Origin of the sequence: Halalkalibacter okhensis (assembly GCF_000787375.1) — a bacterium.
Classification (GTDB): Bacteria; Bacillota; Bacilli; order Bacillales; family Bacillaceae_D; genus Halalkalibacter; species Halalkalibacter okhensis.
Window position 1 is genome coordinate 122,862 of sequence record NZ_JRJU01000006.1, and the last position, 15,899, is coordinate 138,760.

Genomic DNA, 15,899 nt, shown 5'->3' on the forward strand with positions numbered 1-15,899 from the left:
GTCTGCCTCCAACATTTCGTATTCTTTCCACCTCTTAAACCCGTTTGAATCTGCATTTTTTAGAATTCCACTTCAACTTCTACGCCAAAGTGATCAGAAATGACTGGTCGATTTTCTCCATTAAAAATTACATTTGATCTTTTCACATCAACTAGAGTGTTCGTAAAAATATAATCAATTCGTAAATCTCGTTTGTTTTGATCCCATCCAGCAATCTTTCCTTTTACAGTTATACCTTTATCTTTATCCTCTGCTAGCTGATACGTATCAAATAGACCTTTTCCAAGTAAATAGTCGTAGCCTTCGCCTTTTGAACTAGCATCATTATTGAAATCTCCCATTAAGAAGAAACGTTCATTCTTTTGAACAAATGAATAAAGTGTATCAACTTGATTCTTATACGGTTCTTCATCGTCATTCCACCAGCCAAGATGGCATGAATAAAAAGAAATGGGTTCCTCGTTGTAAGAAATCGTCACACCGACAATCTTTCTTGTTTTCCAATTTTCCGTATGATCAGATTGAGTAATAAAGAAAGAATGTTCATTCTCAATTTTATGTTTTGTTAGGATGGCAAGACCTTCTTCATATATTTCAAATCCAATATGCGCAAAACCCCACACATAGTGATAGTCACGAACACCGAGCGCCATTAACTCATCAAGCAACACCAAAACATAATTGTCTTTTTTCACAGCACCTTCTATGATTTCTGCCCCCATTGACTGACTCACTTCTTGTAAAGCAATCACATCATATGAATTCTCTTTAATCGCTTTTGCTAAAGTTTTTATCTTGGCTAATTGATTGTGCTCCTGCCAAGCATGGCAATTTACAGTTAGCAGTTTCATGTATTACGCTCCTATTCGGTCTTGAATATCAGATTTAATAATATCCGCTTTTGGACCATAGATTGCTTGAACACCCTTACCTTTTACGATCAAACCTAATGCACCGTTTTTCTTCCATTCTTCCTCAGAGGCAACGGCAGTAATATCTTTTATCGTTACACGAAGTCTTGTCATACACGCATCGACTTCCTCTATGTTATCTCTTCCACCTAGTAGTACAATAATAGAGCTAGCTAACGATTCATCTGGTTGTTTGGCATTGCCTTTGTGAGTACTTTGATCGCTTCCTTCATCAATATAATTACCTAAACGACCAGGAGTAGCAAATTTAAACTTCTTAATCATGAAGTTAGCAACGACAAAATTCAAACCAAAAAATACAGCACAAGCAACACTGAAGTTAACAAAATCTAACCATAATCCTGCTCTAATTGCCATCGGAGTTCTAGTTAATAGCTCCAACATCCCCATAGATGAAAGACGAATATCAACAAGATCAACGACTGCAAAAGCAAGCCCAGTCATAAGCGCGTATATGATATATAGAACAGGAGCAATAAACATAAACATAAATTCAATCGGTTCCGTTACTCCAGTTAAGAAGACTGCAAGACCAGCAGAAAAGAACATGGATTTGTATTTTGTTCGCTTATCTGGGTCGACATTACGATACATCGCTATCGCAATCCCCATTAAGGCCGCACTAGAAAGAATCATTTGTCCGACTTTAAAACGAGCAGGGGTCACCTCAGCTAATAACTGGTTATAAGCGGCAAGATCGCCAGCGGCTCTTAAATTATTCAGATCAGCAATCCATGCAAACCAAAGCGGCTCTTGACCAGCAACAACCTGTCCTGCATTTGTCCCTGTTAAAATGGTATATGTACCACCAAGGTTTGTGAAGTTCATTGGTATCGTTAACATATGATGCAATCCAAAAGGAAGCAATAATCTTTCTACTGCTCCGTAAATAAATGGAGCTAGAAATGGAGCTGTTTCTCTAGATGTTGCGACCCACCGACCAAAATCATTTAAACTACCTTGTATTACTGGCCAGACAAATGAAAGAGTTAATGCGGTTACAACTGACCATAAAATAACAACAAATGGAACGAAGCGCTTTCCATTAAAGAATGACAATGCTTGTGGTAATTTGTCATAATTATAGTATTTGTTAAAGATAACAGCACCAAGGAACCCAGAAATAATCCCAATAAACACCCCCATATTTAGAGCCGGTGCACCAAGAACGTCTGTGAAGAAATCTTGTACAATTAATTCACTTCCAAAAATGGATGTTACGGTAGCGTCAGGATCCCCGAGCATGCTACTATTAACTCCAAAAAAAGCACCTGTTACACGGTTAATTAAGATAAAAGCTATTAAAGCAGCAAAAGCTCCTCCAGCACGTTCCTTCGCCCAAGATCCCCCAATTGCCACAGCAAATAAAATATGCATATTCCCAATAATAGCCCAACCTAGCTCTTCTAAAATAACTGCACTCGTTTGTACAAACGCCAAATCCACTTCAAACATGGCAATCAGCTTACCTAGTGAAATCATAATACCAGCAGCTGGCATAACAGCTACTACTACGATCAAAGCTTTACCAAACTTTTGCCAAAAATCAAACGAAGTGATTTTCATACTACTTCCCCCCCTATTTATATCACCCTTCCGTTTCCTGAGCAACCGTTTGCATGGAAGGGTGAAATATACTATTTTACTTTATATACCCTTGCTTCATATGGTTTTAATACTAGATTAGTCTTGTCTTCAATCATATCAACTTTATAATTATTAATCATTAACTTCTTACTTTTCCCTTCTAGACTCGGTGGCCACTCCACTTCTGTTTCCTCATCGAATAAGTTGGTAAGAATGAGAAACAGCTCATCGTCCATCGTTCTAGTGTAAGCATATACTTGTTCATGATCTATAAGGACAAGATCATAACTTCCATAAATAAGAACATCGTTATCTTTCCTAAGTTGAATAAGCTTTCTATAATAGTTATAAATCGAAGAAGGATCTTCAATTGATTGTTCAACGTTTATCTCTTGGTAATTCGGGTTGATTTTTATCCAAGGTTTTCCTGTCGTAAACCCGGCATTTCCCCCATTGTTCCACTGCATTGGAGTTCTCGAATTATCTCGACCGTTTTGCCAAATAACCTCCATGATTTCCTCATGCGACTTGCCTTCTTCTCTTTCATTTCGATATAAATTTTTAATAGCGACATCATTATAATCATCAATAGAAGGAAATTTTACATTTGTCATCCCTATTTCTTGACCTTGGTAAATAAAGGGCGTTCCTTGCATGAGAAAATACATCGTTGCTAATGCTTTTGCTGATTGATTACGGTACTTCTCACTATTTCCCCATGTTGAAACGGATCTTGGCTGATCATGATTTTCTAAAAATAGCGCATTCCAACCCAATCCATCTAAGCCTTTTTGCCACTTGGTTAAAGTCCTTTTTAAAGCAGGTAAGTCTAAGCGCCCATCTGTGCTTTTGCCCCACAGATCTAAATGCTCAAATTGAAATATCATATCAAAGCAGCCATCTTCTTCTCCAACCCACTGTTTTGCCTGGTTTACTTTTACTCCATTTGCTTCGCCGACTGTCATTATATCGTATTTATCAAACGTTTCTCGCTTAAGTTCCTCGAGGAACACATGAATCCCCTCTTGGTTCATATGTCCATCAAATGATGGGACATACTTCTTTTTCTTTGGATTCGGCAAATCAGGAAAACCAGCGACTTTTTTTATATGGGAGATCGCATCTACACGAAATCCATCAATTCCTTTATCCAACCACCAATTAACCATGTCATATAACTCACTTCTCACGTTTGGATTCTCCCAATTTAGATCAGGTTGTTTACGAGAGAATACATGCATGAAGTATTCTTGTGTACTCTCATCATACTCCCAAGCCGAACCTCCAAAAATTGACTCCCAATTATTTGGCTCTTGCTCTTGCCCTTTCTTACCTTTATGCCATATATAATAATCCCTGTATGGATTGTTTTTTGAAGAACGTGATTCAATAAACCAAGGGTGCTCATCAGAAGTATGATTAATAACAAGATCGAGAATTAATTTCATTTCTCTCTGATGCACTTCTTTAAGGAGCTGATCAAAATCTTCCATTGTTCCAAAATCAGCCATAATTCCTTTATAATCACTAATATCGTAACCGTTATCATCATTTGGAGAACTAAAGATAGGACAAATCCAAATCACATCAATTCCAAGCGCTTTCAAATAATCTAATTTTGAAATGACACCTTGAATGTCTCCAATCCCATCACCATTTGAATCCATAAAGCTACGTGGGTAAATCTGATAAGCTACCGCTTCTTTCCACCATGTTTTTTTCATGTTTGCTCCTCCTTATCTATCAATAAAAATATCATAGAACGAACCTAAGCGCAACCGTTTGCACTAATTTCATTTTCTCTTTTTCTTTGAATTTCTCTTTCTTTTGAAATTAAAAAGGATGCTCTTAAAGTTTTATAACCTCTAAGGCACCCTACGAATAATTTATTTAACAAACACTTCCCATTATCGTTGAATCGGACTTCTTTTTTAAAACCATCATATGCATTAATCGTTTATTTACAAGATTCTCTTTTTATTAGCCTGTGAGGGACAATGATTTTTCTTTCTCCAACCTCAGGTTCTTTTATTTTAGTAATTAAGCACATTGTCGCTTCAAATCCTAATTCATAAATATGAATATCGACCGTTGTCATCTTTGGCGAAGATAGTTCCGAGATCATGACATTATTGAAACTAACAATTGAGATATCTTTTGGAACGTTCACATTCATATCCGCAAGCATTCTAAGCACGCCAAATGTCATTATATCGTCAGCAACGATTAGGGCTGTTGGACGCTCTTCAATAGACATGAGTTCAATAACGGCATCTTGTCCACCTTCTTTTACTTCTTCATGGTGGACAATGTATTCTTTTCTTATCCGAATATGAGCATTAGTTAACGCTTGTTCATATCCTCTCATGTGGTCAATAGTAACAACATAATCTAGATTACCACCGATAAATCCAATTCTTTCGTGACCTAATAACATTAAATACTCCGTTACGGTTTTAGCCGCTTTAAAATTGTCATTATTCACAAACGTTACTTCATCTTCATTCATATTGTATGGCCTGCCAATTAGCACAAAAGGAAAACCCTGTTCTATTAGAAAAGGCATTACTTTATCATTCACTCTAGAATATAGGAGAACGATCCCATCTACTCTGCCTCCATACACCATCTGCTTTACTTCTTCAAGAATTTCTTCTTCTGTCTGCCCAGTTGATAAATAAAGTCCATACCCCTCTTGGTGTGCCTTTGTACTAATGCCCCTTATAACTTCTGGGAAGAACGGGTTTTGAAAGGCAATTTTTGCTGAATTTGGCATAACAATCCCTAATGTATTCGTACTTTTATTAGCTAGACTTCTAGCATTGAAGTTGGGATGATACCCTAATTCCTTCATTGCTTCTCTTACACGTTCTTTCGTTTTTTCACTAATACGCGAGCTATTTGCAATAACTCGAGATACCGTCGACGGTGCTACATTAGCCCGCTTAGCGACATCCTTAATGGTGACCGCCATCGGTATCCACCTCCCACTCCTTTTGTTTCTTTTATTCTAGCCCTTACATACCCTTTAGACAATCCATTGGTTTCAAAAAATAATTGAACAGGGCATTATCTTATCCAGATATAGACAGATAATGCCCCATTGTATATGGTGACTCTATGTTGTTGTTACAATCCAAAGTAACAATGCAGAGTATAAAAACATGCCTACTGCTAGCAATATTAATATCATTGATAATACTTTATACTTCCCGAACAATGAGAATCACCTTCCTAGCAAAGCGTTATCCTTTCTCTGCTCCAGCTGTCATTCCTTCTACGATATATCGTTGGAAAACAAAGAATAATACCATAAGTGGGACTGAAATGAGCACAGCTCCAGCTGCGAACACCGTAAAGTTGTTATTCGCTTGCCCTGATACTAATGTAAACAAGCCTTGAGCTAAAGTCCAATTGCTACTAGATCTAAGAATTACTTCAGCCATGATAAAATCCATACTTGCTGCAATAAAACTATTAAATGCAACAAATGTAATAATTGGCATAGCTAATGGAAGCATGATCTTGAAGAACGTTTCTGAATTTGTAGCTCCGTCAATTCGAGCTGCTTCCATTAGACTATTTGGAATCCCATCAAAGAACCCTTTTACAATCCATGTATTAAAAGCCACACTTCCTGCTGCTAATACTAAAATGTATCCAAGGTGTGTATCCAAAAGGTTGAAAGCTCCAAGTAACGTATAAATCGCAATCATCCCCATAATCGTCGGGAACATTTGCAAAATAATAATGGCCATCAAACCTTGCTTCTTCCCTTTAAACCTAAACTTCGAAAAGGCATAGCCAGAAAACACACCAAACAATGTTGAAATAAGCATATTGGATACAGCAATAAACATTGTGTTTTTATACCAAGTTACGTAATTATGTTCTTCAAATAAAGCTCGGTAATGCCCCCAGTTCCAATCAGCAGGACTCGGAAAAATTTGCGAAGAGTGCAAAGATGAACCCGGATTCACAGAACCAATGAAAATGAAATAGACAGGAAATAAGCAAATGATCGCTAACAAAATCAAAATACTGTAGACAATAATGTAGTTTATTGTTCGTTTCGCTTTAGTACTTAGCATAATTTATCACACATCCCCTTTCATGGATTTTGTATTTCGTAAGTTGAAATACGCAAACCCAGCAATGATCAAGAAGACAACTAAGGCAACTGCAGAAGCTATCGCATATTGACCGTTATCTAGTGTCATTTTGAAGATCCATGATAATAAGATATCGGTATGGCCTGCATAGTTATAATTTGCGTTCGTTGGTCCACCTTCTGTCATTAAGTAGATAAATGTTAACTGATTAAAGTTAAACGCAAACGTAAAGACCATTAACGGAACAGCAGCAACCATAACAATTGGGAATGTTATATTGCGAAATTGTTGAACAATAGTCGCTCCATCGACTTCTGCAGCTTCATATAACTCTTTACTAATAGTTGTAAGTACTGCTGTAAACAAAGCCATCCAAAAAGGGAATCCTAACCAGAGGTTTGTTAGCAATACCGCTACTTTAGCCCACATCGGATCGGATAACCAAGGAATTGGATTCAAGCCAACAGACTGTAACATTTGATTAATAACTCCAAACTGCCCATTGTACATATTTCTAAAGATTAAAATACTGACAAATCCAGGAACTGCCCATGGTATAATATAGATATTTCTCCAAAACTTCGTATATTTCACGACCTTTTGTGATAAAACAACAGCTACAAATAATCCGGCAAACACAACGAGTAAAGTCGATAGTACTGCCCAGATAATAGTCCATGAGAAAACTCCAAGGAACGTACCTCTCCAAGATTCCATTGTAAATAAGCGAATAAATTGCTCAATTCCGACCCAATCAACTAAAGCCCTTGGAGGCAAATAGTTGGGCGACGAGAAATTAGTAAACGCAATTAAGGCAGTAAAGACAAGTGGAAAAACGGTTAATAACAACATACAAATTGCAGTTGGTGTAATTAAAATGTATGCATACCCGTTTTCCCATACATTGCGAATCGTTTCTCTAAAGTTCGGCACTTTCTGTCCAAACTCACGAAGCTTTCCAACAAGATAGGCATCACGAACACTTAAATAATATAGTCCCAGTATAGCTAGAAGTAAAATTAACATCATGAGACCTTCAGCCATTAGTAAGATTGAATGATCACCCGGATCAACAATCCGTCCTCGTTGTCTAACCTGAGGTGTTTCACCTAACGTAATTAAACCATGTAACCCACTCATGATAGGTCTTATATAAAAAATAATGACAATAAGTTCAAATATAGCCCAAGCGATCCCTTTCCAGTACTGCTTGTTATACATTTGACCAAGTCCCATAAAGAGAACAGACAGCAAAGCTGCGGTTTTGCTGTAACTTTTACCTTTATGCGACGCTTGAGTTTGTGCATTCATAGACACAATAATTCCCCCTTCAATTGTTAACTAATATTTTCTAAATAATGGATCTTCAGTGAGGTGGTTTAGGGGGATTCCTATATACCACACTCACTGATCCATTCAATGATGTTTATTGTTGTTGCTCTTCGATTGCTTGTTCAATTGTTCTTACTGCTCGATCTAATGCTTCTTGAATATCAACATCACGATTCCACACTTCTGTAAAAGCCGCTTCCATCGGATCCCAAACAAGAGGCATCTCAGGGATGTTCGGCATTGGAACAGCGTGTGTTGCTTGTTCTAAGAAACCAACTGAAATTGAGTTACTTTGAATGTCTTCATGTTCCACCAATGCTAAGCGAGGAGGCAAATGCCCAACAATTTCATAATGCTCCAATAAACTTTCCTCACTTGTAATAAACTTAGCTAGTAATGCAGCTGCATCTGGGTAATCTGTATATGCGTTAACATAGAAAGCTCGAGTACCTGAAAAGCTAGTTGGTGCTTCACCATTATCAAGCAGTGGCAGTGGTGCTACATTAAAATTAACTCCCGCTTGTTCATAACCACGTACAGCCCAAGGACCATTCATATCAAACGCTAAATCTCCACCTTCAAATAGAGCAGTTCTCACATCATCAGTTATATCTTCCATTTCCATATTAGGAAGTAGCTCGTCACGGATATTGACTAATAGTTCTACTCCTTGTACGGCTCCTTCATTGTTCAAACCAATATCGTTCACATTTGTGTTATCTTCACCAAAGACATATCCACCGTAGCCTCCAATAAAAGCATAGTTAAAGTAAAGAGTTTCAGGTGTATACATAAACCCAAATTGACTGCCTTCATTCAATTCACTTGCAACTTCTATTAATTCATCCATAGTCTCAGGTGCCTCATCAACTAAGTCCGTATTGTAGTAAAGAGCATATGTTTCAATACCTGTCGGATAACCAAATAACTCTCCATCAAATGATGTAGCATCAATTGCCGCTTCCATAAACTCCTCTTCATACTCTTCTGGCCAGAAGTTTTCCAGTACTAACCCTGCAGAAATGGCACGACCAATACGATCGTGAGTCGAAGCGAATACATCACCAGCTAACCCCTGTGGACCATCTGTTGCTAAACGCTCCGGTGCATCCTCTTGACCAACTTCTTCTACTTGAACTGGAACTCCGTATTCAGCTTCAAACTTCTCAGCCATTAGCTCTGCCCACTCTAGCTGCTCGTCGCCATCAGTCCATAATAACAACTCCGCTCCTTCTTCAGGTACAACTTCAAAATCTACAGCTTCCTCACCAGCACCAATTCCTTCATCAACACCTGATTCTTCTGGAGCTTCCTCAGCAGGTGCCCCACAAGCCGTAAGTCCTAAAGTTAATGCTAATACTGCAGTTACATACTTTGTTTTCTTGAACATTTGATTTGTCCCCCTTTTAAATAATTGACTTACTAATTGCTACTATTAAAACGACTCCATTACACCCCCTAGTAAAATCAAAAGTAAAAATTACAATTATTTGGTACTCATTGCAATCACATCATGACTGAAGGATCGAGAAAACTCGCGCAATTTTTGCACTATAGTGCAACCGTTTGCTCAATAAAACAATAAAAAAAAGAACTGCGATCAAAACACATTGAAAACGGTTCCACTTGGTTGAATTCATTATAAAACGTCTTTCTTCAAATGACAATACTTTTTTATTAAAAATTTCTCTTTTCACACATTTGTGATTTATCGGTTTTTCGACCGTTAATTGTGCAAACGGTATTTTAAATATTACCGGAACATCACCAACTAACTAAAAACATCCGCACTTAAAAACAACAGAGCCTACGATCATTTACCATGACCATAGGCTCTGTTGTTTTTAACGCTGATCCTCAGGTTGCACTTCTGTGTGAAGCGCTTTAAAAAATTCTAATATATTTTTATAACTACTTCCTAAATCTCCAAAAGATCCTTGTTTTGAACTATAAATATCTACTGCCGATTTAATTGGAGTAATTTTAAATACAGTAATGACCATCACACTTGAAGATACTCCCTTTTTTTCTAAGACGATTTCTCCACGCTCTTCATCTACACTTGAGACCTTCCAGTTTGGCAGTTTATTATTATTTACAATTTTATGTACATAGTCAATCATTGCTTCACGACTTTTTTTATAGTAACGAGTATTTAGTCCCTCTAACTTAGGTTTTTCACTCGTTTCTTCGTGACTTTTCCAAATTCCAGTAATCGTTCGTAGTAATGACAATTTACACCCTCCTTCATCTTTCAAACAACATTATGACTTTGCTTATCCATTTTTGTATCTAATTCTATCTTATCATGTTTTCTTACTAAGATGTGCATTAGGTGTTCTATCAATGTAAAAGTTTAGTCAAATAGGCGAGAAATCATATATGACCGACCATTCATTTTATTAAAATATAATTATTGTTCAACTTATGTATAATTTATTAGATAACACAGATACTATGCTTGAAACTAATAAAGAGGTGATTAGATATGGCACAAAACAACAGCAACAACCTTTTAGTTCCAGGTGTAGAGGGTGCACTTGATCAAATGAAACTTGAAATCGCTCAAGAATTTGGCGTTCAACTTGGGGCTGATTCTACAGCTCGCTCAAACGGTTCCGTTGGAGGAGAAATTACGAAACGACTAGTTCAAATGGCAGAACAGCAAATGCAAGGCTCTAATTTCTAATATATAAAAACCTCCTTGCCTCCACTTAAAAGCACCTTGAATTTTGTTCAAGGTGCTTTGACTCTTAGGCATTCAAAGAACTACTCAATTTCAATAACAGCGTACTTTTTATCATTTCTCTGATACACTATATGAGTTTCTAACGTCCCCGCTTCTGTATAAACAAAGAACTGATGTCCTAACATATTCATTTGCAGAATTGCTTCTTCTGTATCCATTGGTTTTATGTTGAATCGCTTTGTTCTTACAACTTGAAACGCATCTTCTAGCTCTAGAGTATCAACTTCTTGCTCAAGTAATTGGACTGCATTTGCGTCACCTTTACTCACCGCTTTCACTTGACGAGGCTTGCGATTTACTTTTGTTTTATATTTACGAACTTGTCGTTCTAATTTATCAACAATTAAATCAATCGCTGCATACATATTTTCATGCTGTTCTTCGGCGCGCAGAACTAGCGATTTCATGGGAATTGTAACCTCTACCTTCGTATCCTTTTCATATACCTTTAACTTTACTTGAACATCAGATAAGATTTGTTGATCAAAGTACTTTTCTAATTTATCCACTTTTTTTATTATGAACTCTCTTAGAGCATTTGTTACTTCTACATTTTCTCCACGAATATTGAACCTCATAGGTGATCTCCTCCTAAAATTCCTTTTAAAATGAAAGTTATGTGTTTCTATGCTTTTATCATACTAATTGTCTGAAATTTCATCTGTGATGTACATCACTAGCAGCATAGATCAAACAGACAAATCTATGTCATAAACAAATAAAACCGGACACATTAAGCTGTGACCGGTATACCTTATTTAATAGATTTGGTGTAAATTACATAGTTGTTCCACTGCGCTAGAGCCTCATTGGGTATTTTCCCATTTGTTTATAGGATTTTTTCGTTCCCCACATCACGATTAAACCACTCGCTGTTAAACCCAATATTCCTGCAAAGAAAAAACCTGCAGCAATACCAAAACTAGCATTTAAGATTCCTGCTATCAAAGGACCTAAGAACATCCCAATGGCGTATAATGCCTGATAAACACCCATAGCAGTTGCTCTTTTCTCATGAGTTATGAATTCTATCGACATCCCCAGCAATAATGGGAACAACAAGCCAAGCGCAAAGCCATTAACTCCTTGAAGAACACCTAGCATGATTTTTGATTCAACGAAAGGGGTTAACAAAGTACATATCGCCGTTAGCAAGAATGCACACTTCAAAGATTTCCATTTTCCTAGCCGCAGAACAACAACGTTCCCCATAAACAATGTAGCAATAGCGTGCGGGATCATAAAGGCAAAAACAATCAAACTAATATCTTTTTCCTCTAACCCAATACTCGTTACATATGTAGGAATGAAACCAAACATCGTTGTAAATATGATACTATGCGCTATTATAGATAGCAATGAGACTTTTAATAGATGAGGTTCTTTCATAACGGTTAATAGATCTTTCAACTTTAGTGGCACTCTCGAGTCAGATTCTTTCGGTTCAAAAATAAAAAATGCAAATACAGCTCCAAAAACCCCAACGAACCCACCTATCCAGAAAGGTGCATGCCACCCCCATGCATTCACGATATAACCACTAAAAATCATCCCTAAAAGCTGAGCTAAGACAACAACAAAGGAAATACTACTCATCGCTCGATGAACTTCTTTATCAGTAAAATAACTTGAATATAACACGGCAAATACAACCCAAGTTGCTACTGATACTCCTGCTAACGAGCGTGCAAAAAGAATCCAACCTAAACTATCGGTTAAAGCAAATATAAAACAACTAGTAGCACTTAATAATATTCCTAGAATAATAAATGGTTTACGAAGCTTTAGTAAATCTGAACTTATTCCTATTGGTAATCGCAAAATAAATTGCATCAAACCATAGCTACTCAAGACAATCCCTATAAAGATATACGTGCCACCCATTGATTCTATATACGGAGACAAAATAGGAAGATAAATAAAATGCGGAAACCAAATCGAAAATGAAACAATTAAAAAGATATACTTTTCTTTGTTTGAAATATGAGATTTCAAATGACCACTCCATATCAAAGGAAAGGTACTAAGCGTCCATGCTTAGTACCTTAACTAATTTACCAACGAGACGTTAGCATTTTCTTACGAGTGTAGAATTCAACGCCATCTGTACCATTCGCATGTAAATCACCGTAGAACGATTTCTTGTAACCAGAGAATGGGAAGAACGCCATTGGAGCTGGTACACCTAAGTTTACGCCAAGCATTCCTGCATCAATATCTTCACGGAATTGACGTACTGCACTTCCACTATCTGTATAAATGCAAGCACCATTTGCAAATTCTGATTGATTGGTTAAATCAATCGCTTCTTCTAGTGAGTTCACACGCACTATTGATAGAACAGGTGCGAAAATTTCTTCTTTCCAAATTGTCATCTCTGTATTTACATGGTCAAAGATGGTAGGTCCAACGAAGTATCCTGCACCTGAGCTTGCTGCATCCTGACGCCCATCACGAACTAACGTAGCCCCTTCTTTTTCACCAAGTTCAATGTATTGCTCTGTTTTTTCTTTATGAGAATCACGGATAACTGGACCTAGGAATACTCCCTCTTCCATTCCATTACCAATAGTAATCTGATCAACTGCTTCTACTAATTTTTCCATAAACGGTTCAGCTACATCGCCAACCGTTACGACAACAGCAGCAGCCATACATCTTTCACCTGCTGATCCATATGCTGCATTCATGATTTGGTTAACTGCACCATCTAAATCAGCATCTGGCATAACGATTGAGTGGTTTTTTGCTCCAGCTAACGCTTGAACACGCTTGCCGTGAGCTGATGCTGTTGTGTATACGTATTCTGCTACTGGCTGAGAACCGACAAATGAAATACCTTTAACTGTTGGATGCTCAAGTAATCCGTTAACAACATCATGTGCACCATGAACAATATTTAATACCCCTTCTGGAAGACCAGCTTCTGTAAACAATTCAGCTAGACGGTTAGCTAGCAATGGTGTACGCTCAGATGGCTTTAATACAAACGTATTACCACATGCAATTGCAAGAGGGAACATCCAGCACGGTACCATCATCGGGAAGTTAAATGGTGTAATCCCACCAATTACCCCAATTGGATAACGGTACATTCCTGATTCAATCCCTGTTGCGATATCTGGTAATTGCTTACCCATCATTAGAGAAGGAGCCCCTGCTGCAAACTCGACGCACTCAATTCCACGTTGAACTTCTCCATATGCTTCACTGTAACTTTTACCATTTTCTAATGTTACGAGACGAGCTAACTCATCCCAATTCTCTACTAATAATTGTTGGTATTTAAATAGAATACGAGCTCTGCGTGGTACTGCTGTTTTGCTCCACTTTTTAAATGCCACTGCTGCGTTTTCTACCGCTTGATCTACATCTTCACGACTTGAGATCGGCACATGCGCAATAATTTCACCTGTAGCAGGGTTGAAAACAGCATCTGTTTTTCCGGAAGTTGATTCTACCCATTGACCTCCAATATAGTTCTTAAGATTTTGTACAGTTACTGCATTTGACATAGTGATTACTCCTCTCAATATTTGTTTCAAAAATTTCTTTTTCTTTACTACCCTTTCAAGACTTCCTATACTCAGACTTTTTTTATCTACCAATGAAATCCTTTTCATAATAGGAAGCATCAACCTTTTCAGCAATTCTATTAATAATTTATTATTTGTAGAATTTGCTGTTCTGTATCTGTCTCACAAACGAGACTGTTCACATTCTAGAAGTAACAATTAACCCTTAAGTGAAATCGATTACATCAAAATCAGTTTTCCAACTTCTACTTACACTATTTATTGTATAGTATTCAGTTTTTTTTGTAAATGCTTTTTCTTGTTTTTTTCTGCTATTTCCAAAGTACTTTTCATCAAATAAACCTTTTAATATACTAGATTGAGTTATATGTACCAGGAAAACCGTTTGAAAAGTGACATAAAAAAATTAATCTTTTTAACATAAATATGCTTTCTTCTAATGGTAATTACCAGCTTTTTTTCGGGTATTTTTTTGAAATCGATTTCACTCTTTCTTTAAATTCTTTCTAATGACTTTATAACGTTTATCTTCGAGCCACAGGACTCGCCGATGATTAATTCATCCTTCATTACTATTTTCTTTTTGTGTAGTGGTTCACCACTTATTTGTTTTAATAATAATTCCATCGCTTGTTTTCCCATTTCATATTTTGGTTGAGCAACCGTCGTTAGGCTCGGTTCATGTATTGATGACATTTTTATATAATCAAAACCGACAACAGCGATATCCTCAGGTACTTTTAAATGACAATCCTTTACTGCTTTTGTTACCCCCATTGCCATATCATCGTTGAAAACAAAGATAGCAGTTGGTGGTAATTCTAATGCTAATAATTTCAGCATTTGATTATACCCAGACTCAAAGGTTTGATCCCCTTCCTGAATATACGCTGAATCAATCTCTAAATCATGACTAATCATCGCTTGCTTGTAACCCCTTAATCGATCTCGGCTTAGGACAATATTTATTGGACCTGTAATATGAGCTATCCTAGTATGACCTAATTGAATTAAGTGTTCCGTAGCCTTTCTTGCACTACTAATATTATCAATTGATACTGTCGGAACATTCAATCCATCGATGTATTCACAAGCTAACACTAATGGGTACTGCTCAGAAAGTGCCTCTAGTTTGTACTTATCTAAACGAGCTGTTAAAAGAATCATCCCATCAGCTTGCTTTTGATACAATAGGTTAATATATTCTGCTTCTCTTTCTATGTTATTTTCAGTGTCCCCCAAAATTACTTGATATCCACTACTAACAGCTACATGCTCTATCCCTCTTAGAACTTCAGAGAAGAAAGCACTTGTAATATCCGGAACAACAACAAGAATGATTTTTGTAGCCTTTGTCCTAAATTGCCTTGCAACTGCATGAGGTTTATAATTGACCTCGTTGATAACATCCATAACTTTTTGCTTCGTTTCTTTACTTACAAGCTCCGGGTGACAGAGCACTCTTGAAACTGTAGCAGGAGAAACATTTGCTAGTTTGGCTACATCACTCATCTTCATGTTATTATAGTCTCACCTCCCATATTCTAAATGGCCTTTGTAAACGATTACAAAATCTTTTAAAAAAGAAGACAATTTTAACTCTTACACTAGGCCAAGAATATTCCTGTTATTATTTATAAATAGTAAACAG

The 15,899-nt window shown here is 37.0% G+C and carries 13 protein-coding genes; 1 reads left to right on the forward strand and 12 read right to left on the reverse strand.

From position 1 onward, the window contains the following. Positions 1 to 59: 59 nt before the first annotated feature. From LQ50_RS06800 to LQ50_RS06835, 8 genes are all read right to left on the reverse strand, one after another. Positions 60 to 851, reverse strand: a complete 792-nt coding sequence (locus LQ50_RS06800) for an endonuclease/exonuclease/phosphatase family protein (protein WP_034627434.1) — start codon at positions 849 to 851, stop codon at positions 60 to 62. Positions 852 to 854: 3 nt separating this feature from the next. Continuing rightward, entirely contained in the window at positions 855 to 2,498 is a 1,644-nt protein-coding gene (locus LQ50_RS06805) for a PTS transporter subunit IIBC (RefSeq protein ID WP_034627436.1), read from the reverse strand. Positions 2,499 to 2,569: 71 nt separating this feature from the next. Continuing rightward, positions 2,570 to 4,243 (reverse strand): glycoside hydrolase family 13 protein, encoded by a 1,674-nt coding sequence (locus tag LQ50_RS06810; protein ID WP_034627438.1) that lies wholly within the window; start codon positions 4,241 to 4,243, stop codon positions 2,570 to 2,572. A 233-nt stretch (positions 4,244 to 4,476) separates the two neighbouring features. Further along, positions 4,477 to 5,493, reverse strand: coding sequence for a LacI family DNA-binding transcriptional regulator (locus LQ50_RS06815; RefSeq protein ID WP_034627440.1), 1,017 nt, complete (start codon positions 5,491 to 5,493; stop codon positions 4,477 to 4,479). A 271-nt stretch (positions 5,494 to 5,764) separates the two neighbouring features. Then, positions 5,765 to 6,610, reverse strand: coding sequence for a sugar ABC transporter permease (locus LQ50_RS06820; RefSeq protein ID WP_052144618.1), 846 nt, complete (start codon positions 6,608 to 6,610; stop codon positions 5,765 to 5,767). Positions 6,611 to 6,616: 6 nt separating this feature from the next. After that, positions 6,617 to 7,942: a sugar ABC transporter permease gene (locus LQ50_RS06825; protein ID WP_034627508.1), complete on the reverse strand. Its 1,326-nt coding sequence runs from the start codon at positions 7,940 to 7,942 to the stop codon at positions 6,617 to 6,619. Between the two features lie 115 nt (positions 7,943 to 8,057). Continuing rightward, positions 8,058 to 9,353: a sugar ABC transporter substrate-binding protein gene (locus tag LQ50_RS06830; protein ID WP_034627442.1), complete on the reverse strand. Its 1,296-nt coding sequence runs from the start codon at positions 9,351 to 9,353 to the stop codon at positions 8,058 to 8,060. Between the two features lie 454 nt (positions 9,354 to 9,807). Beyond that, on the reverse strand, positions 9,808 to 10,197 hold the full coding sequence (locus tag LQ50_RS06835) for a hypothetical protein (protein WP_034627444.1): 390 nt from the start codon (positions 10,195 to 10,197) through the stop codon (positions 9,808 to 9,810). Between the two features lie 254 nt (positions 10,198 to 10,451). Here LQ50_RS06835 and LQ50_RS06840 point away from each other — a divergent pair, with 254 nt between their 5' ends. Beyond that, on the forward strand, positions 10,452 to 10,652 hold the full coding sequence (locus LQ50_RS06840) for an alpha/beta-type small acid-soluble spore protein (protein WP_034627446.1): 201 nt from the start codon (positions 10,452 to 10,454) through the stop codon (positions 10,650 to 10,652). An 80-nt stretch (positions 10,653 to 10,732) separates the two neighbouring features. Here LQ50_RS06840 and hpf read toward each other — a convergent pair whose 3' ends face one another. The 4 genes from hpf to LQ50_RS06860 form a co-directional block, all read right to left on the reverse strand. Beyond that, positions 10,733 to 11,290 (reverse strand): ribosome hibernation-promoting factor, HPF/YfiA family, encoded by a 558-nt coding sequence (gene hpf / locus LQ50_RS06845; RefSeq protein ID WP_034627448.1) that lies wholly within the window; start codon positions 11,288 to 11,290, stop codon positions 10,733 to 10,735. A 220-nt stretch (positions 11,291 to 11,510) separates the two neighbouring features. Further along, positions 11,511 to 12,707, reverse strand: coding sequence for an MFS transporter (locus LQ50_RS06850; protein WP_034627451.1), 1,197 nt, complete (start codon positions 12,705 to 12,707; stop codon positions 11,511 to 11,513). A gap of 59 nt (positions 12,708 to 12,766) precedes the next feature. Then, entirely contained in the window at positions 12,767 to 14,227 is a 1,461-nt protein-coding gene (locus tag LQ50_RS06855; RefSeq protein ID WP_034627452.1) for a CoA-acylating methylmalonate-semialdehyde dehydrogenase, read from the reverse strand. A gap of 516 nt (positions 14,228 to 14,743) precedes the next feature. Then, positions 14,744 to 15,766, reverse strand: a complete 1,023-nt coding sequence (locus tag LQ50_RS06860) for a LacI family DNA-binding transcriptional regulator (RefSeq protein WP_034627455.1) — start codon at positions 15,764 to 15,766, stop codon at positions 14,744 to 14,746. Positions 15,767 to 15,899: the final 133 nt, after the last annotated feature.